Raw genomic sequence first — 21492 nt, 5'->3', positions numbered from 1 at the left:
TATGATCATACTGAAAAGGGATTGAATAAAAGGGGAGTGAAGCCAACTATGAACAATCTTATTCCTACTTATTTACAGCATTTCACAACAAGGATTCAACAGCCAGAAGGGGTCGAATCACAATTACAGCTTTGCTCTACTTCAAATAACACGCAATTTGAAATTTGGTATTATGGTGATTTATTAGCCTTAGAAGGGGAGGTTTTACCATTCATTTCAGGTTCGACTGCTAAAATCGTTGCCAAGGACCCATTAACAGCAGAGGAAATTTTGCTTTTTGATGCGACCCTACACGGTTATAATGCGTTGTTTTGTGATGACTATACAGAAGAACAACGTGGCAACCGTCCTCTACAGTCATATAATATGCCCGCCACTGAAGTGATCTTATCATTTTTTTATAACATTGATTATGATGAAGAAGTGGATGACTATGAGGTCGATGAACAAGGAAATGTACAGTTAATGAATGGTGAAACAACAGATTGGGAGACGGTAAAAAGAAATGGCTATGATGCATTTGTTTTTTATACTAAAAAAGAGGATGGAACATTATTAGCATTTGCCCAGGAAGAATTAGCTTAGCGTGAAAGGAATCAAATTAGATGCAACTATTTCATTTTTCTCAAGATTTAGCGAATCACATTCACTCTTATGAGTCCATAAATGCGTTTTATCAAAAAATCATGAAAACGGCAGTTCCCACGAATATCGGCTTTATCTATATTGAACCAAATGGTTTGGTAGGCATGCATGAAGCACCTGTACCACAATTATTGATTGTTATTCAAGGTGAAGGCTGGGTTTGTGGTGAGGATGGAAAAAGAGTCGATATTGCAACAGGAGATGGCGTTCTTTGGCAACAAGGACAAGCACATGAATCTGGCAGTACAACAGGATTAACAGCGCTTGTTATTCAGGCCGAACAAATTAATCTTACATAAATAAAACATGTGGTAGCGTACTGGGCAATAGCAGAATGCATAAGACTGAAAAATATATGCCAATCCATGCTCTGATGAGAATAGTTCAATAAAACCCTCTAAAATCGGTGACTAAAGCAATGTTAGAGTGAGGTATGATACCGGCTTTGACTAGTATTTTCTTGTACAAAAGTAATGTCATTTTCTTGCATCTGACGTATAATAGATGTCAACACTTTTCACCTGCAATTCCAATTTTTATCTTTATTGTAACGCACAATTAGATAGGGGGAAGACTTCATGCAAGTAATTGAAAAAGCATTTGGCTATATTACAAGAGAGCATGGGGAGCAAATTCAAGTTCTCGTATTTGAACAAAATACAGTAGGGGCAGGTATTCAAGTTCCCAAAGGTACGATTGAAGAAGGGGAAACACCGTTAGAGGCCGTAAAGCGGGAGATGCTGGAGGAGACAGGCCTAACAACACTTGTTGTTCAAGGGCTCATTGCACAGGATTACTTTAACCATCCATCAGGTGTTTTACAGAAACGTTATTTTTATCATTTAACTATCTCCGGAGAAACAAAGGAAACCTGGCAACATTATCCTACTGGGTTGAATGAAGCTGATTTACTTTTTTCTTTTTACTGGATATCAGCTGAGCAAGATACTTTGTTAGCTAAGGGGCATGGCGATTATTTATATCGTGTATTGGCTAAGGTGAAAAATTGAGCGTACAGAAAAACCGCGACATTATTGGCGCGGTTTTAATGTTTATTCGATTAAGCTTTTGCAGCGACCTCTAAAGCCTGTGCGAAATCGGCTATTAAATCATCTACATGCTCGAGTCCTACAGAAAAACGTAAAAGTCCGTCTGTGATCCCACGTTTGGCACGTTCCTCAGGCTCCATAGCGGCATGGCTCATCTTTGCCGGATAAGAAAGAATGGATTCCACACCACCAAGTGAAACAGCGAAAACTGGAATTTTCATTGCCTCGACTAATGCTTTTGCGGAAGCATAGCTTGGTAAGCGGAAAGATAAAACTGCTCCAGAGCTTGTACTTTGACGCTGATGGATGTTATGACCTGGATGTGAGGATAATCCAGGGTAATAGACTTGTTCCACCAGTGTATGAGTTGCTAAAAACTCAGCAATTTTTTGAGCAGATTGTGCAGAACGGCTAAAGCGGACATCTGTCGTTTTAATGTTTTGCAAGAGTGTAAAGGAATCCTGCACGCCCAATATATTGCCAAATGAATTTTGGATAAAGTATAAGTCCTGTCCTAGCTTTTCATCAGCTGTGACTGTTAATCCTGCAATAATATCAGAATGCCCCGATAAAAACTTCGTCGCACTATGAATAACGACATCAACACCTAGTTCTAACGGACGTTGATGTAATGGTGTCATAAATGTATTATCTAAAAATGTTAGACATTGGTGTTGTTTCGCCAGCTCTACTACACCACGAATATCTGTAATGCCTAACGTTGGATTAGATGGTGTTTCCATATAAAGTAGTTTTGTAGCCGGCGTTATTGCAGCTTCCACGGCTGCTATATCTGTGAAATCTACAAAAGTGTGGGAAATCCCAAAGCGCGGTAATACCTTTGTCACAAAACGATATGTTCCACCATAAACATCTTCAGTCATGACGATATGGTCGCCCTGTGATAACAGCATTAAAGCGGCTGAAACCGCAGCAATCCCTGAAGAAAAGGCATGGGCACGAACTCCACCTTCAAGCTCTGCTATCGCTTTTTCTAGAGCATCGCGCGTAGGGTTACCAGAACGCGCATAATCATATTCGCCAAACTCATCTATACTCTCTTGGTGGAAAGTAGAGGAAAGGTACATAGGAACATTGACTGCCCCTTTTTTATTTGAGTAGCCATCACGAACACCCGCATGAATGAGGCTAGTTTCAATATGTTGCTTCATCATTATGCCTCTTTTCTTAGGATATCAAATACTTGTTGTAAGTCTGCGATTAAATCTTCTGCTTCCTCAATACCAACTGAGAAGCGTAGTAAACGATCGCAAACACCACGTTCAACTCGTTCTTCATAAGGCATATCTGCATGTGTTTGAGTAGCTGGATATGTAATAAAGCTTTCCACACCACCAAGACTTTCAGCAAAAGTAATTAACTTTAAGTTACGAAGGAATGGGTCAATCCACTCTGGTTTTTGTAAGCGGAATGACAGCATACCACCTTTTCCTGTATAAAGGACATCTGTAACTAGTGCCTCTTCCTCTAAGTAAGCAGCAATAGCTTTGGCATTGGCATCATGTTGCTTTAAGCGAAGGTGCATTGTTTTTAAGCCACGAATAAGTAACCAAGAATCCATAGCACCAAGCACCATGCCACTACCATTATGAATAAAGCCAATGCGTTCAGCTAATTCTGTGCCTTTAGCTACTACGATCCCAGCTAAGACATCATTATGTCCGCCAATATACTTTGTTGCGGAGTGAAGCACAATATCTGCTCCCAAATCAATAGGACGTTGGAAGTACGGTGTATAGAATGTATTATCTACAATTAACAAAGCACCGTGTTTATGTGCAAGCTCAGCATACACCTGTAAATCAAATTCCTGCATAAGCGGATTCGTTGGTGTTTCGATGAATAAGGCACGTGTATTTTCATTTATTAATGCTTCTACCTGCTCCACTGATTCGAATTTTGAATAAACAGGCTTAATATTATATGTCTCTTGGAAGAAGTTAAATAGTCTATATGTACCGCCATATAAATCATCTGGCACCACTAATTCGTCGCCTGGTTTAAATATAGATAATACTAATTGGATGGCAGCCATCCCAGAGCTACAGGCAAAGCCCATATCGCCACCCTCTAAATCAGCAAAGCCTGCTTCTAAAAGAGCACGGGTTGGATTTTTTGTCCGTGTGTAGTCAAAGCCTGTAGATTCCCCAATACCAGCATGTTTATAAGCCGTTGATAAATGAATAGGTGGACTAACCGCTCCCGTTGTTGGGTCACTTAAATTACCTAGTTGTACTAGTTTTGTTTCAATGCTTCTGTTTAATGTCATGACGTCACTCTTTTCTCCAATATTATGTAAAGCGGGACTATTCGCTTTTCATTTAATAGTAGTAATCTCAATAATTGTTACCAATTTAACATGGATATTCAAGAAGAACAAGGGTGATTTCAGAAAATTAGCTAGATTATTTTATGTTAATCACGTAGGAATAGTAGGTTATAGTGGGGAATGGATTATTTCTATGTCTGACAATGCGGCTTCACTGGAAGTAAGTTCATTAATCGTTGAGGGAGCAATGTAGATTTGAAGAAAAGCCATTGGAGGTATTTTTCTGCTAATGAAAAAGAATCTGCCTCATTGGAATGAGACAGATTCGAAGTAGCGATAGATATTAGGCTTGTTCCTTTTTTAATAAATCGCGGATTTCCTTTAGAAGCTCTTCCTTGGCATCCAGCTCAGGAGTTGGTTCTTCCACGACTGCTTCTTCCTTTTTATTGGTAAGCTTCGTCATAATTCGTAAAGCCATAAAAATTGCAAACGCAATAATTAAAAAATCAATAATTGATTGTAAAAATACGCCTAATTTGATTTGAGCGTCACCCGAGCCATAGACAAAGCTTGCTGTTAAATCAATACCACCTGTTAACACACCAACTAATGGCATAATGATATTTTCAACTAAGGAGGTTACAATTTTACCGAAAGCACCACCAATGACAACCGCTACTGCTAAATCGATAATATTGCCTTTCATCGCAAATTCTTTAAAGTCTTTCCACAAAATAAAATTCCTCCCTATTATGATCCTTAAAATTAATCAATTTGTATTTTACTATATTTTTCCCAAGTCTTTCAACTGCTTTCGTAGTGGAAATGATGTCCTATGCTGCTAGGTTGTATGACTTAAAAAATTTCACTACTTATTTCGAAAATTTGGTAATATGGAAGTAGACTACTAGATTAGGTGTGACTTATGGCTAAAAAAAAGAATAACAAACCGATGTTATCACCCGCGACAAAATTGGGTATGATAGCATTATTGATTCCAATTGCAATAACCGTATACGTCCTTACCTTTTTTGCTTGGAAGGAGCTTCAAACCTTACCGATTTTTGAAAAGCTTGCTCAGGAAAAGGCGATAGAAGAAATTCAGGAGCATTTTGATATAAGCATTCCTGAAAAATTTATTCCTGTATACATAGCGGCGGAGGAGAAGTATGGCGTACCTTGGACCTTACTTGCTGCACATCATCGCATTGAGACTCGTTTTTCGACAGTGAAAACGATGGTATCGTCAGCAGGTGCAGAAGGGCATATGCAATTTATGCCTTGCACATTTGTTGGCTGGAAGCATCCCACTTGCTCAGGTTTAGGGAAGGGCGATATATCCAAGACTGAACTAATGAGCCCGCAGACCATTGCGAAATACGGGGGATATGGAGTTGATGCAAATGGTGATGGGGTTGCTGATCCATATGACATAGAGGATGCAGTTTTTAGTGCAGCTAATTACTTGTCGAAATATGGTGCCGCACAAGGTGAAATTAAAAAGGCGGTTTTTCAATATAATCACAGTGAGGAATATGTGGAAGATGTGTTGTCTTACTATCAATTGTACAACGCTTATCACGATGAGTTAAAAACGGCAGTTCTTTTACATCAGGAAAAATAAAGAGCCATCACATTGGATGGCTCTTCATCGCATATTTAAGTTGCTTTACGCATACCTTTGAGAATAAGGCTTACGATAAATATCAGCACGATAGCACCGATTAACGCAGGGAATACGTAGAAATCACTAACTCTCCATCCCCAGTTCCCTAAAACCATACTACCGATCCAAGAACCGACAATCCCCGCAATAATATTACCAATGATACCACCAGGTACATCCTTACCTAAAATTACGCCTGCTAACCATCCAAGAATCCCTCCGATGATTAAATACCAAATGAAACTAATCATATTTCTCATCTCCTTAAAGTTAAGATATAATGGCGATTACTTAGTTATACCCTGAATGAAGCAGATTAAACGTTGCCATCTTTTTTAGTAATAATTACATGATTTTATCCGGCTGTCGTTAACCTTTTAGCTGGAGTGACAGCCAAATCATCTGCATAATTTGTTGTGAATATGCCTACATTACATATAACAGCTTTTATATGATACATACACCGATTATCGCTTACTTCTATAGTATGTTTGCGCCTTCAAATCGTACCTAAAATACATTCACCTACTTTCGAAAGAAATGAATGAGCCTTTTCTAAAATTATTTGCAAAAACAGCCTATTCATTCGAAAAATTTTTTTGATTCATCACCTCAATCGCCCATGCATAAATTTATTTAGCACATTGCTAATAGGTAGTCTTTTTAAATGGGTAATTTTCCATTATTTGAATAGTTTGAAAAATGAACTAAAAAAGAATATAATGTGAAAAAGGAGCGTGTTATATATGAATATGGCTGTAATGAAACGATTAAATCGTCAAGGTTTACTAATTGCGGGCTTGCATTTGTTAGTTTTATTAAATCTAGCAGCGGATTTCCTCTACGCATCGTAACCAATTTAATAGAAAGGTGAATGAAATGTTTGTCCCATTTTAAAAACAACCGTGTAGGCATTGTTAGTTAACTGCTCACGGTTGTTTTTATTTTGATTAAAGGAATTATTCTATTACATGTCTAATACTTAGTACTTAAAAGGGAGGGATTAAATGACAACAAGATGGGATCAACCGTTTGGTCATTTGGAACGGCCATTTGCGTGGTTGGATTTTGATGCACTTGATAAAAATATTCAAATTGTACAGGGTGCATGTGGGGGAAAACCAATTCGTCTAGCAACAAAATCGATTCGTTCAGTTGAGGTGCTTCGCTATATTCAACATCAACTTGTGAATGTAGTTGGGTTTATGACTTTTACAGCAGCAGAGACAATTTTTTTACTACAGCAACAGTTCGATGATGTATTACTGGGCTACCCAGTGATGGAAGAGACGGCTATACGTCAATTATTACACTTTGTTCAAGAGGGGAAAACCGTTACATTTATGGTTGATCGACAGGAACATATCCAACTATTAGCGAAGTTAGGGAATGAAATGGGTGTGCGTGTCCCAATTTGCATCGATATTAATGTATCCAATGATTTCAAATTATTGTACTTTGGTACGAAACGTTCATCATTATATTCCCTTGAAACGTTAACTCCATTTTTGCAAGCCATAAAAAATAATCCTTCTATTGAAGTAGTAGGGGCTATGGGCTATGAGGCGCAAATCGCTGGTGTTGGTAATCGTCCATCGAATGTAGTAAAGGGTAGAGTAATAGAAGCCATGCAAGCACAGGCGAAAAAGCAGGTCACTCAATTTCGTCGATTAGCTATCGCTCATATTAAAGCCTATTTTCCAAATTTACGTTTTGTTAATGGAGGAGGTTCAGGTAGTATGTCTTACACAGCTCAGCAGAAAGAAGTGACTGAAATTACGGTTGGTTCTGCCTTTTATGCCCCTGCTCTGTTCGATCAATTTACCCATTTGCAGCTTGAAAAAGCAGCCGGATTTGCCTTGCGTGTCACGAGACAGCCTGAAAAAAATATCGTTGTTTGTCATGGTGGGGGATATACAGCTTCTGGTGCGATCAGTATTGATCGGTTACCTGTATTCTATGAACCTACCAATTTTGCATATCTTAGCTTAGAAGGGGCAGGAGAGGTGCAAACACCGATTAAGGTCAAAGGGAAAAACATTGAAATTGGCGATACCATTTATTTTCGACATGCCAAGGCTGGGGAGCTTTGTGAACGATTCCAATTATTACATGGTGTTCGAGGGGACAAGTATGTAGGATCTTATACAACATACAGGGGGGATGGACAATGTTTTCTATAGAAAAATGGAAGAATGGAGAAAAATGGACTAATTGGGCTGGGAATGTTATTTCCTATCCAAGTGAAATGTATTTACCGCATTCTATTGAAGAAGTTTCAATGATTGTTAGACATGCACGCGAATCTGCTAAGACAATTCGTGTTACAGGTGCAGCACACTCGTTTAGCGCTGTGGCAATGCCGGAGCATATAGCTATTTCCTTACATAATATGCGCGGATTGATCGCTGTGAATGAGGAAAAGCAGGAGGCTACATTATGGGCTGGAACCTATTTATATGAAATTGGACCAATGCTAGCAAAGCATGGATTTGCATTAATTAATATGGGAGATATTCAGGAGCAAACTATTGCAGGTGCCGTTTCAACGGGGACTCATGGCACAGGTGTTACACTTGGTTCCTTATCCTCAGCCGTGATGTCGTGGGGGTTTGTGGATGGGACGGGAACTTATCAGGAGCATCGACGAGGATTAGATGATTTGTCTGAAGCACTTCATGTATCGCTAGGAATGCTCGGTATTCTTGTTAAAGTAACGATTAAAGTCATGCCATTATATGGTCTGCATTATGTGGGGGCAAGAGATACGTTAGCGAATGGACTCATCGGGTTTGCGGAGGATATCCAACAACATCGTCATGTGGAATGGTTTTATTTCCCTGGTAGTGAGACGATTCAAGTAAAGCGAATGAATGTTGTGGCTCCTGTCTATCAAAGTGAATGGAATAAGAAAATAGAAAACCTTAAGTTACAAATTGTAGAAAATGGTGCTTTTTTTGCGATGTCTGAGCTTTGTAAGTGGAAACCAGCTTTAAGTGGTGCCATGAGTAAAATAGCAGCGGCTAATGTGGTGGAAAGTGAAAAAATAGGTATAAGCTATGAAATTTATCCTTCACCTCGTAGTGTGAAGTTCCAGGAAAGTGAATATGCCATCCCATTATCTCAATTTGAAGCTTGTCTAGAGGAAATTCATGCAACCTTTAAAAAGCGTATTTTTAATGTTCATTTTCCATTAGAATGTCGAACAACTGCAGGGGAAGCTGGTTTTTTAAGCCCAACACAGGGGCGTGAATCTGCCTTTATCGCCTTCCATATGTATAAAGGAATGTCGGAGGAGCCCTATTTTAAATGGGTGCATACGTTAATGCAGAAATATGAAGGTCGTCCACATTGGGGCAAACAACATCATTTAACCGCTCAAAAGGTTTATGAATTATATCCTGAAATTGAAAAATTTTTAAACATTCGACACCAATATGATCCTGATCATGTGTTTTTTACAGGATATTTAAAAAAATTATTTCTATTGTAAGCGCTATCTCCTTTTCCGCCCTTTCCAACTCTTTGTTCATATTTAGAAAATTATTGTTCTATATTTTTAAAAAATTAAAATTTGAACGAAATGTCAAAATTTTTATCAAAACGAGATAAAACTGATGCTTAATCAGCATGTAAACGATTTCAATTTTGACAGATTTTTTGAATTGTTTAAACAATTCAAAAAATAGTGTTGACGAGACCTTTTTTTCGTACTATGATAACAACAATTTAACACGTTCGTTACAGCAGTAGTACTCTAGAAAGCTGTTATCTATAAACAAAAAATAAATAGACAGAATATTTTGATTTTGTATATAGCAACGAACATAGTATGGAAAGCAATAAATGAGGGGCGTTTAAAATGAGAAGTGACATGATAAAAGTAGGCGTAGATCGAGCGCCACATCGAAGTCTTTTATATGCAACAGGCAAAGTAAAAGCAAAAGATTTAGGCAAGCCATTTATTGGGGTTTGTAACTCTTATATCGACATAATACCAGGTCACGTTCATTTACGTACGTTCGCTGATGTTGTAAAAGAAGCCATTATTGAAGCGGGTGGTATTCCATTCGAATTTAATACAATTGGTGTCGATGATGGTATTGCAATGGGGCATATTGGTATGCGCTATTCATTACCAAGTCGTGAAATTATAGCAGACTCAGCTGAGACGGTTATTAATGCACACTGGTTTGATGGCGTATTTTATATTCCAAACTGTGACAAAATTACACCTGGTATGCTTATGGCAGCTGTTCGTACCAATGTACCATCGATTTTTGTGTCTGGTGGTCCAATGGAGGCTGGTACATCTGCATCAGGCAAACAGCTTTCATTAACGTCTGTTTTTGAAGGTGTCGGTGCTCATAAATCAGGAAATATGTCTGCCGAAGAGCTATTAGATATTGAAAATAATGCTTGTCCGACTTGTGGTTCCTGCTCAGGGATGTTTACCGCAAACTCTATGAACTGTTTAATGGAAATGCTAGGGGTTGCTTTACCAGGTAATGGAACAATTGTAGCTACTTCTGAAGAGCGTCACAAACTCATTAAAGAAGCGGCAAAACAATTAATTCGTATGGTAAAGGAAGATATTAAGCCACGCGATATTATTACAAAAGAGGCAATTGACGATGCTTTTGCATTAGATATGGCTATGGGTGGATCTACTAACACCGTTCTACATACATTAGCCATTGCCAATGAAGCAGAAATAGATTACAACATTGAGGATATTAATAAAGTTGCAGAACGAGTACCTTATTTAGCAAAAATCATGCCTGCTTCCGATATTTCAATGGATGATATTAATAAAGCTGGTGGCGTTAGTGCCATTATTAATGAATTGGTGTCTATTCCAGGTGCTATACATCCTAATCGTCCAACAGTGGCAGGAATGACAATGGGTGAGTTAGTTAAAGATCATCACATTACAAATAATCAAGTCATTCGAACGAAAGAAAATCCATATAGTGCTGTAGGTGGTTTATCGGTGTTATTCGGTAACATTGCACCAGAAGGCTCCGTGATTAAAGTCGGCGCAGTAGATCCTTCCATCCAAGTATTCAAAGGTCAAGCCATCGTTTTTGATTCACAGGAGGCAGCACAAGAAAATATTGATAATGGAATAGTGAAAGAGGGCCATGTAGTCGTCATTCGCTATGAAGGTCCTAAAGGTGGCCCAGGAATGCCGGAAATGCTGGCACCAACATCTGCAATTCAAGGTCGTGGCCTTGGTACAAAGGTGGCATTGATCACAGATGGTCGTTTCTCAGGGGCATCACGCGGTATTTCAATCGGACATATTTCACCAGAAGCTGCTGAAGGTGGTCCAATTGCTTTAGTAGAAGACGGAGATATGATTGAAATTGATCTACCAAATCGTACGATTAATTTACAAGTTTCAGAGGAAGTTTTAGCTGAACGTCGTGCAAAATTACCAGTCTTTGAGCCTAAAATCAAACGAGGTTGGCTCGCAAGATATTCAAAATTAGTGACGAACGCTTCCACTGGTGGCGTTATGAAGATTTAAAACTAGATAAATGAAAACGTTGATGAGGTTAAAGGTTCTAGAGCCTTGTATCTACCAGAGAGCCGGTCGTGCTGGAAGCCGGCGATACAACTAGATCCGACATCCCCTCGGAGTGAGCTATTAAACGTGTTTACACCATTAGATAGCTTCGGGCATAGTCGAAAGTGCTCGTTATTAATGAATAAATGTTTTATGACACCCTATTGGATGCGATATATTCCGCATTGGTGCATAAATGCTGTCATTTATTCGCGAGGTAGCAATTATTTGCTATAAAAAAGGGTGGTACCATGGAAAGTCTTTTTCATCCCTACGTAAGGTAGTTCTTTGCGTGTGGAGAAAAAGGCTTTTTATTATTTTCATAATGGAATGAGCTAACTCTCCTTCTTCAGGAGGAGAGCATAGACTAACCAGCTAGTGACACTTCATTAATCTACAACACTGATGTGTGAGTTTGAAAGAAATAAAGGAGGCATATTGATGAGTGCGAATGTTTCAATCAATGAAAAAGAACAATTAGCAACAACTGCAACAGTTGAGCAAACCTATCAAGCAAAGGACGGGGCCGATGTACTAGTGCAGGCATTGCACGATCAGGGTGTTGAAATCATCTTTGGCTATCCAGGTGGTGCTGTATTACCAATTTATGATGCGATGTATAAAAATCCAATCCGTCATATTTTAACAAGACATGAGCAGGGTGCCATCCATGCGGCGGAAGGCTATGCGCGTGTTTCAGGGAAAACGGGTGTTGTCATTGCTACAAGTGGCCCAGGCGCAACAAATCTTGTTACAGGGATAGCTGATGCCATGATTGATTCCATACCTTTAGTGGTATTTACTGGTCAGGTTGCTACTTCTGTTATTGGCACAGATGCTTTCCAAGAAGCGGATATTATGGGTATTACTACACCAATTACTAAGCATAATTATCAAGTACAAGATGTAAATGACATCCCACGTATTGTCAAAGAAGCTTTCCATATTGCCAGCACAGGTCGTAAGGGGCCAGTTGTCGTTGACTTCCCAAAGGACGTTTCACAAATGCTGTTTGATGTAGAAAATCCGCCTCAAGCACCAGATGAAATTTATTTACCAGGCTATCAACCAACCTATAAGCCTAACTACTTACAAATCCAAAAGGCGATACAAGCAATTTCTTTAGCAAAAAATCCAGTCATCTTAGCTGGTGCAGGTGTTCTTTTTGCAGACGCACGTGAAGAATTAACAGCATTCGCTGAAAAATACCGTATCCCTGTAACGAATACTTTACTAGGCTTAGGCTCCATCCACGGTGAACATGAATTATTCCTAGGGATGGCCGGCATGCACGGTACGGCAACAGCGAACACAGCAATAACAAAGGCAGACTTATTACTTAATATTGGTGCTCGATTTGACGATCGCTTAACAGGTAATTTAGCTACATTTGCACCAAATGCGACAATTGTTCATATCGATATTGATCCTGCTGAAATTGGTAAAAACGTACCGACAGATATTCCGATTGTGGCAGACGCAAAAGAAGCATTGAAAGCGATACTGAAAAAGGATTTTGATGGTCCTGATACAACGGATTGGCTAGCCTATTTAAGAAATCACGCCAATGAGTATCCATTATGGTATTGCAAGAATGATCATGATCAGGAAATTTTACCACAAGAGGCATTGCGATTAGTTCATAAAATTACAGAGGGTGATGCCATTGTGACAACAGATGTTGGTCAGCATCAAATGTGGACAGCGCAATACTATCATTTAAATAATGATCATGCATGGGTAACGTCTGGTGGACTTGGTACGATGGGCTTCGGCTTCCCAGCCGCAATTGGTGCCCAATTTGCGAAGCCAGACAAAAAAGTTATTTCGATTGTAGGAGATGCAGGGTTTCAAATGACTGCACAGGAGCTGTCCATTCTACAGGAATTTAACTTACCAGTAAAAATAGTGATTTTGAATAATAGCTGTTTAGGAATGGTTCGCCAATGGCAAGAAACATTCTATGAAGAGCGCTATTCATCCTCACTAATGCCAATCCAACCGGATTTTGTTAAATTGGCGGATGCATATAGCATTAAAGGCTATCGCATTAACACAATTAATGAAGCGGAAGCTATTTTCAAAGAGGCATTACTTTCTGATGAGCCTGTGTTAATCGATTGTCGTGTGAAACAGCTTGAATGTGTATACCCAATGGTAGCACCAGGCAAAGGCCTACATGAAATGATTGGGGTGAAAAAGAATTGAAACGAGTAATTACCGTAACTGTGATTAACCAAAGTGGTGTGTTAAATCGATTAACAGGTTTACTTATGAAACGTCAGTTTAATATTGAATCCATTACAGTTGGTCATACAGAGCAACCGAATTTTTCAAAAATGACATTTGTTGTCAATGTAGAGGATGAAGGCAAAATTGAACAACTGGTGAAGCAATTATCTAAACAAATTGATGTATTAAAGGTCAATGATATTACTGAAAAATCAATTGTCCTGCGAGAACTAGCACTAGTAAAGGTCATTTCACCACCAAATTTACGCTTGGAAATGAATTCGATTGTCGAACCGTTCCGTGCTCAAATAATTGACACAGCTAAAAATGTAGTGACGTATCAAGTCGTAGGACACCCAGACAAAATAGATGCCTTTATTGAACTCATTCGACCATATGGCATTAAAGAACTTACACGTACAGGAGCAACTGCCTCAGTTCGTGAAACACAAAAGATCTCGAATCCGCAGCTCTCTATTTTAAAATAGTTTGCCTATAAAATTGATAGCTTTAGATGTGAGCACTACCAAAATGACATGCATCTAGAGCTGTGAAAATAAACCAAATTCTAGGAGGAAACAACAATGGCTACAATGTACTATGAACAAAATATTAATGAGGAAGTATTAAAAGGAAAGAAAATCGCTATTATCGGATACGGCTCACAAGGTCATGCACATGCATTAAACCTAAAAGAATCAGGCTTTGACGTAGTAGTAGGGGTTCGCCCAGGAGGATCTTTCGATGCTGCTAAAGCAGATGGTGTTGACGTAAAAACAGTGGCTGAAGCAGCACAAGAAGCAGATGTAATCCAAATTTTACTACCAGATGAGCGACAAAAAGCTGTGTATGAGGCAGAAATTGCTCCACATTTACAAGCAGGGAAAGCGCTAATGTTTGCACACGGCTTCAATATTCACTTTGGGCAAATTACACCCCCAGCAGATGTAGACGTATTTTTAGTAGCGCCAAAAGGGCCAGGGCATTTAGTTCGTCGTCAATTCCAAGAAGGTGCTGGTGTACCAGGTTTATTCGCTATCCATCAAGATGCAACGGGCCAAGCAAAAGATTTAGCACTTGCTTACGGTAAAGGCATTGGTGCCGCACGTGGTGGCCTTCTTGAAACAACATTTAAAGAAGAAACAGAGACAGATTTATTTGGCGAACAAGCAGTACTTTGTGGTGGCGCAACACAGCTAGTAAAAGCAGGATTTGAAACGTTAGTGGAAGCAGGCTACCAACCAGAATTAGCATACTTCGAAACACTACATGAGTTAAAGCTAATTGTTGATCTAATGTTTGAAGGTGGAATGGCAACAATGCGTTACTCCGTATCAGATACAGCTGAGTGGGGAGATTATGTGGCAGGACCACGCATCATCGATGAGTCTGTAAAGGCTCGTATGAAAGATGTGTTAACGGATATCCAAGATGGTACGTTTGCTCGCCGTTGGATTCAAGAAAATGAAAATGGTCGTCCTGAATATACAAAGTTCAAAGAGGCTGGTGCGAACCATCAAATCGAAGAAGTAGGCGCAAAACTACGTGAGATGATGCCATTCATCAACGAAGGTAAAGAAAAAGTGGTAAGAGAAGTGGCGACAAGTGCGAAAAATTGATATTTTCGATACTACGCTTCGCGATGGTGAACAATCTGCTGGTATCAATTTAAATACAGCAGAGAAAATAGAAATAGCTAAACAGCTAGAGCGCTTTGGTGTGACAATTATTGAAGCAGGGTTTCCTGCTTCGTCACCTGGTGACTTTGATGCAGTCCATCGCATTGCTGAAACAGTTAAAAATTCAGTTGTAACGGGCCTTGCTCGTTGTATCCAAAAGGATATTGATACGACTTGGGAAGCTATTAAAGTAGCTCAACAACCACATATTCATATTTTTCTAGCTACTTCGCCCATCCATATGGAATACAAGCTGAAAAAATCACCAGAACAAGTGATCGAGCAAGCGGTTGAAGCGGTTAAATATGCGAAAAAATACTTTCCCCTTGTACAATGGTCTGCTGAGGATGCATTCCGTTCAGATCGTGAATTTTTAGTACGAATTATGAATGAAGTGGTTGCCGCTGGGGCCACAACGATTAACGTCCCTGATACAGTCGGCTATGCCTCCCCTTACGAATATGGTGCATTATTTAAGTATTTGCTGGAAAACGTAAAAGGCGCTGATAAAGTCAAATTTTCTGCCCATTGTCATGACGACTTAGGAATGGCAACAGCCAACACATTGGCGGCAATTGAAAATGGTGCTGCACAAGTGGAGGGAACAATTAATGGCATTGGAGAGCGAGCAGGCAATGTAGCGTTAGAAGAAATTGCCGTAGCCCTTCATATACGTAAGGATTTTTATCAGGTAGAAACAGGAATACAACTGCAAGAGATTAAACGTACGTCCCAATTAGTCAGTAAATTGACAAACGTTGTGATTCAGCCAAACAAAGCGATTGTTGGGAAAAATGCATTTGCACACGAATCGGGTATTCATCAGGATGGTGTGTTAAAAAATCCAGAAACTTATGAAATTATTTCACCAGCACTGATTGGTGAAGGAGAAATACCTTTAGTTCTTGGAAAACATTCTGGTCGAGCAGCCTTCCGTGATCGAGCTGAAACAATGGGCTTTGATCTATCAGATGAAAAGTTGAATAGGGCGTTTATAGAATTCAAAAAACTGGCGGATCGTAAAAAGGAAATTACAGAGGAAGATTTACTGACTCTTCTTACGGAACAGCAAATTCAGTTAGAGGATGTGCCACTATTTGAATTGAAAATGGTTCAAGTGCAATATGGTACAGAAAATATTCCGACGGCCACAGCCATTGTGCTAACACCAGAGGGATTAGAGAAAACAGTAGTTGCCACTGGTTCTGGGTCAGTAGAAGCCATTTTTAACACGCTAGAGCAGCTAGTACCAAGTGCTGTTCATGTGATTGATTACCGTGTGACATCAGTGGGTAAAGGCCGTGATGCACTTGGTGAAGCTGTTATAAATATTCGTTATGATCATGTATCGACGACTGGCCGCAACTCCTCTCAGGATGTTTTGGAAGCATCGGCGAAAGCTTATTTAAATGCTATTAACCGTCATTTAATAAAAGATAGTCTTCGTGCACATCCAGTTTAATTAATCGTCCAGTTTTACAAGTAGTGAAATGTGTGAGGTACCATTCACAAGTCGGATGCAATAATCATGGCGTATAAGGTTAATCAAGAAAATTGAATACGCTCATCACTCATAAATTTGGTGAGCGTCTTTACTAAATTAGCGAATGCGCTATATAAAGAAGGGTGTTTTGATGATGGAGAAAAAAATTACAGTACTTCCTGGTGACGGAATTGGGCCAGAGGTTGTTGCTTCTGCTGTGCGTGTATTACAAGTGATTGGTAAACGGTTTAATCATACTTTCCATTTAGGGTATGGAACAATCGGGGGCGCTGCCATCGACCAACACAATAATCCACTACCAGATGAAACAATTGAGATGTGTGAGAATAGTGATGCGGTTCTACTAGGAGCAGTTGGAGGGCCAAAGTGGGATCAGAATCCACCTGAATTACGCCCTGAAAAGGGATTATTGCGAATTCGCAAACACTTTGATTTATTTGCTAATCTACGTCCTGTAAAGGCGTTCCCGAGTTTACTAGATGCTTCACCATTAAAGCGTGAAGTAGCTGAAAACGTTGATTTAATGATTGTTCGTGAACTAACAGGTGGCGTATACTTCGGGGAACCACGTATGCGTACTGAAAATGGCGCAATTGATACAACTGTTTACTCGAAAGCAGAAGTAGAGCGTATCGTTGAAAATGCCTTTGAGCTAGCACGTTTACGTGGAGGCAAGTTATGCTCTGTTGACAAGGCGAATGTTCTTGAAACAAGTCGTTTATGGCGAGAAGTCGTAGAAGCAAAGAAAAAAGAATACCCAGATGTTATGGTGGAACATAACCTAGTAGATTCTGTAGCGATGAAACTGATTACAAATCCTGGACACTATGATGTAGTAGTTACAGAAAACATGTTCGGGGATATTTTAAGTGATGAAGCATCTGTTATTACGGGTTCTTTAGGTGTATTACCGTCGGCATCTATTCGTGGAGATAATTTTGGCCTATATGAGCCAGTACACGGGTCAGCACCTGAGATTGCAGGGCAAGGAGTGGCAAATCCTGCAGCAACTATTCTTTCTGTAGCGATGATGCTTCAATACTCGTTTGGCTTAAAGGAAGAAGCAGCAGAAATTGAACGTGCCGTAAGTGCGGTATTTGATGATGGTTATTTTACAGCAGATCTTGCCCGTGATGGCAGTCGCGTTTTATCAACAAATGAATGGACAGACAAGGTTATTAATGAAATTGATACTAGTTTTGTTTCACAAAGCATTATGACAACATATATTTAAAGAAATAGGTGAAGACAATGGGTAAAAATATAATTGAAAAGATTTGGGGTAAACATGTTGTTTATCAGGAAGAGGGCAAACCGGACCTGTTATATATTGATCTTCATTTAATTCATGAAGTAACTTCTCCGCAAGCTTTTGAAGGACTTCGGATGAATGGACGTCAAGTACGTCGTCCAGATTTAAGCTTTGCAACAATGGATCATAATGTTCCAACAAAAAATTTACCAACCATCCATGATCCGATTGCACGTAACCAAATTGAAACTTTAGCCAAAAATGCTGAAGAGTTTGGTGTTGAACTTGCAGGTATGGGCCATCCTGATCAAGGAATTGTCCATGTGATTGGACCAGAGTTAGGGCTTACACAGCCTGGCAAAACGATTGTCTGTGGAGACTCACATACATCCACACATGGTGCATTTGGAGCGATTGCCTTTGGTATTGGAACTTCTGAGGTAGAGCATGTATTATCGACGCAAACATTATGGCAAAATAAGCCAAAGACAATGGAGATTCGTGTGGAAGGGGAGCTATCAGTCGGGGTAGCCGCTAAAGATATTATTTTAGCCATTATTGCAAAGTTCGGAATTGGAGTCGGCACAGGATATATTGTGGAATTTACTGGAGAGGCTATTCACAAACTGTCCATGGAAGAACGGATGACGATATGTAATATGTCGATTGAGGCTGGTGCCAAGGCAGGGCTTATTTCCCCTGACCAAACAACAGTAGACTATATTCGTGGTCGTAAATATGCGCCACAAGGTGAGCAATTTGAGGAAGCAGCTAACTATTGGTTAAGCCTAGCTTCTGATGAGAATGCTACTTACGATACAGTTCGTATTATTCAAGCGGAAGAAATCGAGCCTATCATTACATGGGGAACCAATCCATCGATGGGTACAGGAGTTTCTGGCCACGTCCCAACACGAGCAGATTATAAAGATGAATCCGATAAGGCAGCACTTCAAAAAGCTCTTGATTATATGGGCTTAGAGGAAGGGCAACCATTAACGTCCATTGATATCCAGCATGTCTTTATTGGCTCCTGTACAAACTCGCGTATTAGTGATTTACGTGCAGCTGCGGATGTTATTAAAGGAAGAAAAGTACATGGCGATGTTACAGCAATCGTTGTTCCAGGCTCTCATACTACAAAAAAACAAGCAGAGGCAGAAGGCTTAGATAAAGTCTTTATAGACGCCGGCTTCGAATGGCGAGAGTCAGGTTGCTCCATGTGTTTAGCGATGAATGATGATGTGGTCCCAGCTGGTGAACGCTGTGCCTCCACATCCAACCGCAATTTTGAAGGACGTCAGGGAGCTGGTTCTCGTACACATTTAGTATCTCCACCAATGGCAGCTGCAGCCGCAATTGCAGGTCATTTTGTAGATGTACGTGAATTTGTAAAGGAAACTGTGTAAAGCTTGTTTTTACACGGAAGGGATGTTGAAAATGGAACCAATTAATATCGTAAATAGTGTTATTACACCACTTGATCGTAAAAATGTGGATACAGACCAAATTATTTCAAAAGAGTTTTTAAAGCGTATTGAGCGCACAGGCTTTGGACAGTATTTATTTTATCACTGGCGGTTTGATGCAGACGGCAATGAAATAAAAGACTTTGTATTAAATAAACCAGCATTTAAAGAGTCAAAAATTCTAGTAGCACAGGATAATTTCGGCTGTGGTTCTTCTCGAGAACACGCACCATGGGCCATATTGGATTATGGATTTAATGTCGTCATTGCGCCTTCCTTTGCAGATATTTTCCATAATAACTGCTTTAAAAATGGGATTCTTCCTATTAAGCTAACAGAAGCGGAATGTGATGAAATTCTAGCGAAGGGCAAAGAAAATCCATATTCAGTGGAAGTGAATCTTGCAGCACAAACGCTATCAGATGAGGATGGAACAGTTTATCATTTCACAATTGATCCATACTACAAGGAAACATTGCTAAATGGTTGGGATGAGATTGCCTTAACTTTTAAATACGAGGACCATATCGCTGCTTATGAAGAGAAGCGAGTAGCTTATTAACCTATTTTTGGAGACTGAAGACAAACTAAGAGTTGTCTTCAGTTTTTTTATGCGTTTGCAAATATCCATGCAAATAAATATGGATAGAATGTGAATAGAAGTAAATTTAACAAGAATATTCTGAATAAAAAAATGTGAATAAATGGTATATTTTGATAATGTAGAAGTAGCAAGTTATTTGAAAGGAGAATTGATTATGATTACTTATTCAGTTTCCTGTATTTTTTGTAAAAAGACGTTTGAGGTTGTGGAAGGGACAAGAAAATATACCTTGTATAAAAGAAATATGAAAGGAAAATTCTCCTGCGAAGATTGTGATAGTAAAATTGAACGTGAGGCTAGAAAAGGATTATTAGGAAAACTTTAAAAAGCTTTTAAAACACCCTGTCCTTGACCTTTTTTCTCCATTAAAATAGAGCTTAGAAGAAAGGTAGGGACATTAATGATTACAGTTATAGGAAGTTTAAATATGGATTTAGTTGTACAAATGAATGTTTTTCCAAAGCAGGGAGAAACCATTCTTGGCCATGCATTTCGAACAGTTCCAGGAGGAAAAGGGGCAAATCAGGCAGTTGCGGCTGCTCGACTTGGAAGTGATGTGGCGATGATTGGCTGTGTCGGTCAGGATAGCTTTGGTGAAACATTATGTGCAGGTTTACTGCAAGAGCAAGTAAAGACAGATGCAATTGTTCATAGTGCTACAGCTCCAACAGGTATTGCTAACATTCTTATTTACAATCAAGATAATCGAATTGTAGTGGTGTCTGGTGCAAACTATGAATTAGCACCTACACATATTGAGGCATCCAAAGAGTTGATACAAAAAAGCCAAATGGTGATCATTCAACTGGAAATTCCAAAAGAGACAACAGCATATGCCATTCAACTATGTAAAGAGGCGGGAGTGCCAGTATTATTAAATCCTGCACCAGCGGCAAATTTTGATAAACAGTGGATGAAGGATATCGCCTATTTAACGCCAAACGAAACAGAATGTGCAGAAATTTTTAACGAGCCCATCGATCAACTGCTAGAAAAGTATCCTAATAAGCTCATTATAACGCTAGGAAGTGATGGTGCGCGTTATTTTGATGGTATATTTCCCGTTCATATTCCAGGCTATATGACGACTGCTGTGGATACAACTGGTGCAGGTGATACCTTTAACGGTGCACTAGCGCATGCCTTAGTAGAGGGTCAATCATTAGATGAGGCAGTGTACTTTGCCAACCTTGCTGCTTCATTGTCTGTTGAAAAATTTAGTGCACAGGGAGGCATGCCTACACTTGGTGAAGTTTACGCGCGTATGGCGGGCACCGGGGAATAGTATTCCAAAAGGAACAGATAGATCTAAATAGCTATAATAAAGGTTATTTACGCTGGCAATTTTAGTAAAATTCATAAAATTGGCTATTTCTTTTAGTCTGAATTGTGAATGAAATGTGAATGAAATGTGAAATGACATTGTATCAGTATAAGGATGAATTCCTATTTGATGTATAAATGCATAAGTATATTGTCCTCTTTTCGTTGATCTATATATTAGTAAAGCATCAGTATCATTTATAATGA

At 39.4% G+C, this 21492-nt stretch carries 20 protein-coding genes; 16 read left to right on the top strand and 4 right to left on the bottom strand.

Annotated elements, in window-relative coordinates:
- Positions 1-48 precede the first annotated feature (48 nt).
- The 3 genes from PI85_RS08615 to PI85_RS08605 all read left to right on the top strand — a co-directional run bounded on the left by PI85_RS08615 (position 49) and on the right by PI85_RS08605 (position 1655).
- Entirely contained in the window at positions 49-585 is a 537-nt protein-coding gene (locus tag PI85_RS08615; RefSeq protein WP_036126756.1) for a hypothetical protein, read from the top strand.
- A 20-nt stretch (positions 586-605) separates the two neighbouring features.
- Positions 606-944: a cupin domain-containing protein gene (locus tag PI85_RS08610; RefSeq protein WP_036126755.1), complete on the top strand. Its 339-nt coding sequence runs from the start codon at positions 606-608 to the stop codon at positions 942-944.
- Between the two features lie 279 nt (positions 945-1223).
- On the top strand, positions 1224-1655 hold the full coding sequence (locus PI85_RS08605) for an NUDIX domain-containing protein (RefSeq protein WP_036126753.1): 432 nt from the start codon (positions 1224-1226) through the stop codon (positions 1653-1655).
- A 50-nt stretch (positions 1656-1705) separates the two neighbouring features.
- On the opposite strand, the gene PI85_RS08600 is transcribed toward PI85_RS08605, so the two are convergent.
- From PI85_RS08600 to mscL, 3 genes are all read right to left on the bottom strand, one after another.
- A complete protein-coding gene (locus PI85_RS08600; RefSeq protein WP_036126750.1) occupies positions 1706-2866 on the bottom strand; it encodes an aminotransferase class I/II-fold pyridoxal phosphate-dependent enzyme in 1161 nt (386 codons plus the stop codon).
- Positions 2867-2868: 2 nt separating this feature from the next.
- The gene (locus PI85_RS08595) at positions 2869-3984 is read right to left on the bottom strand and encodes a methionine biosynthesis PLP-dependent protein (protein WP_008180469.1); all 1116 of its coding nucleotides are present in this window, start codon (positions 3982-3984) and stop codon (positions 2869-2871) included.
- Positions 3985-4327: 343 nt separating this feature from the next.
- Positions 4328-4717: a large conductance mechanosensitive channel protein MscL gene (gene mscL, locus PI85_RS08585; RefSeq protein WP_008180473.1), complete on the bottom strand. Its 390-nt coding sequence runs from the start codon at positions 4715-4717 to the stop codon at positions 4328-4330.
- Positions 4718-4909: 192 nt separating this feature from the next.
- On the opposite strand from mscL, the gene PI85_RS08580 reads away from it, so the two are divergent.
- A complete protein-coding gene (locus tag PI85_RS08580; protein WP_036126745.1) occupies positions 4910-5608 on the top strand; it encodes a lytic transglycosylase domain-containing protein in 699 nt (232 codons plus the stop codon).
- Positions 5609-5643: 35 nt separating this feature from the next.
- On the opposite strand, the gene PI85_RS08575 is transcribed toward PI85_RS08580, so the two are convergent.
- Positions 5644-5901 carry a GlsB/YeaQ/YmgE family stress response membrane protein gene (locus PI85_RS08575; protein ID WP_004231402.1) on the bottom strand — a complete coding sequence of 86 codons (258 nt, stop codon included), beginning with the start codon at positions 5899-5901 and terminating at the stop codon, positions 5644-5646.
- Positions 5902-6657: 756 nt separating this feature from the next.
- Here PI85_RS08575 and PI85_RS08570 point away from each other — a divergent pair.
- The 12 genes from PI85_RS08570 to rbsK all read left to right on the top strand — a co-directional run bounded on the left by PI85_RS08570 (position 6658) and on the right by rbsK (position 21247).
- On the top strand, positions 6658-7833 hold the full coding sequence (locus tag PI85_RS08570; RefSeq protein WP_036126743.1) for an amino acid deaminase/aldolase: 1176 nt from the start codon (positions 6658-6660) through the stop codon (positions 7831-7833).
- Positions 7821-9143 carry a D-arabinono-1,4-lactone oxidase gene (locus PI85_RS08565; protein WP_036126741.1) on the top strand — a complete coding sequence of 441 codons (1323 nt, stop codon included), beginning with the start codon at positions 7821-7823 and terminating at the stop codon, positions 9141-9143. Before PI85_RS08570 ends, PI85_RS08565 begins: the two co-directional genes overlap by 13 nt.
- Positions 9144-9512: 369 nt before the next feature.
- Positions 9513-11183, top strand: a complete 1671-nt coding sequence (gene ilvD, locus PI85_RS08560; protein ID WP_036126739.1) for a dihydroxy-acid dehydratase — start codon at positions 9513-9515, stop codon at positions 11181-11183.
- Positions 11184-11663: 480 nt separating this feature from the next.
- Complete coding sequence (ilvB, locus tag PI85_RS08555) at positions 11664-13430, top strand: biosynthetic-type acetolactate synthase large subunit (protein WP_036126738.1); 1767 nt, start codon at positions 11664-11666, stop codon at positions 13428-13430.
- Positions 13427-13942, top strand: a complete 516-nt coding sequence (ilvN, locus tag PI85_RS08550) for an acetolactate synthase small subunit (RefSeq protein WP_036126735.1) — start codon at positions 13427-13429, stop codon at positions 13940-13942. The genes ilvB and ilvN overlap by 4 nt, the downstream gene beginning before the upstream one ends.
- Positions 13943-14038: 96 nt before the next feature.
- Entirely contained in the window at positions 14039-15073 is a 1035-nt protein-coding gene (ilvC, locus tag PI85_RS08545; RefSeq protein ID WP_008180491.1) for a ketol-acid reductoisomerase, read from the top strand.
- Positions 15060-16595 carry a 2-isopropylmalate synthase gene (locus PI85_RS08540; protein WP_036126731.1) on the top strand — a complete coding sequence of 512 codons (1536 nt, stop codon included), beginning with the start codon at positions 15060-15062 and terminating at the stop codon, positions 16593-16595. The genes ilvC and PI85_RS08540 overlap by 14 nt, the downstream gene beginning before the upstream one ends.
- A 175-nt stretch (positions 16596-16770) precedes the next feature.
- On the top strand, positions 16771-17871 hold the full coding sequence (gene leuB / locus PI85_RS08535) for a 3-isopropylmalate dehydrogenase (RefSeq protein ID WP_036128076.1): 1101 nt from the start codon (positions 16771-16773) through the stop codon (positions 17869-17871).
- Between the two features lie 17 nt (positions 17872-17888).
- A complete protein-coding gene (gene leuC, locus PI85_RS08530) occupies positions 17889-19298 on the top strand; it encodes a 3-isopropylmalate dehydratase large subunit (protein WP_036126727.1) in 1410 nt (469 codons plus the stop codon).
- A gap of 31 nt (positions 19299-19329) precedes the next feature.
- Positions 19330-19920 (top strand): 3-isopropylmalate dehydratase small subunit, encoded by a 591-nt coding sequence (leuD, locus tag PI85_RS08525; RefSeq protein WP_036126725.1) that lies wholly within the window; start codon positions 19330-19332, stop codon positions 19918-19920.
- 196 nt (positions 19921-20116) lie between these two features.
- Positions 20117-20287: a hypothetical protein gene (locus PI85_RS24660; RefSeq protein WP_008180501.1), complete on the top strand. Its 171-nt coding sequence runs from the start codon at positions 20117-20119 to the stop codon at positions 20285-20287.
- Between the two features lie 75 nt (positions 20288-20362).
- Positions 20363-21247: a ribokinase gene (gene rbsK / locus PI85_RS08520; protein ID WP_036126723.1), complete on the top strand. Its 885-nt coding sequence runs from the start codon at positions 20363-20365 to the stop codon at positions 21245-21247.
- The last annotated feature ends 245 nt before the right edge of the window (positions 21248-21492 follow it).

Origin of the sequence: Lysinibacillus sp. A1, assembly GCF_000801965.1 — a bacterium.
Classification (GTDB): Bacteria; Bacillota; Bacilli; order Bacillales_A; family Planococcaceae; genus Lysinibacillus; species Lysinibacillus fusiformis.
Note: the sequence above shows the minus strand (reverse complement) of the source record. Positions and strands in the feature narration are given on the sequence as shown.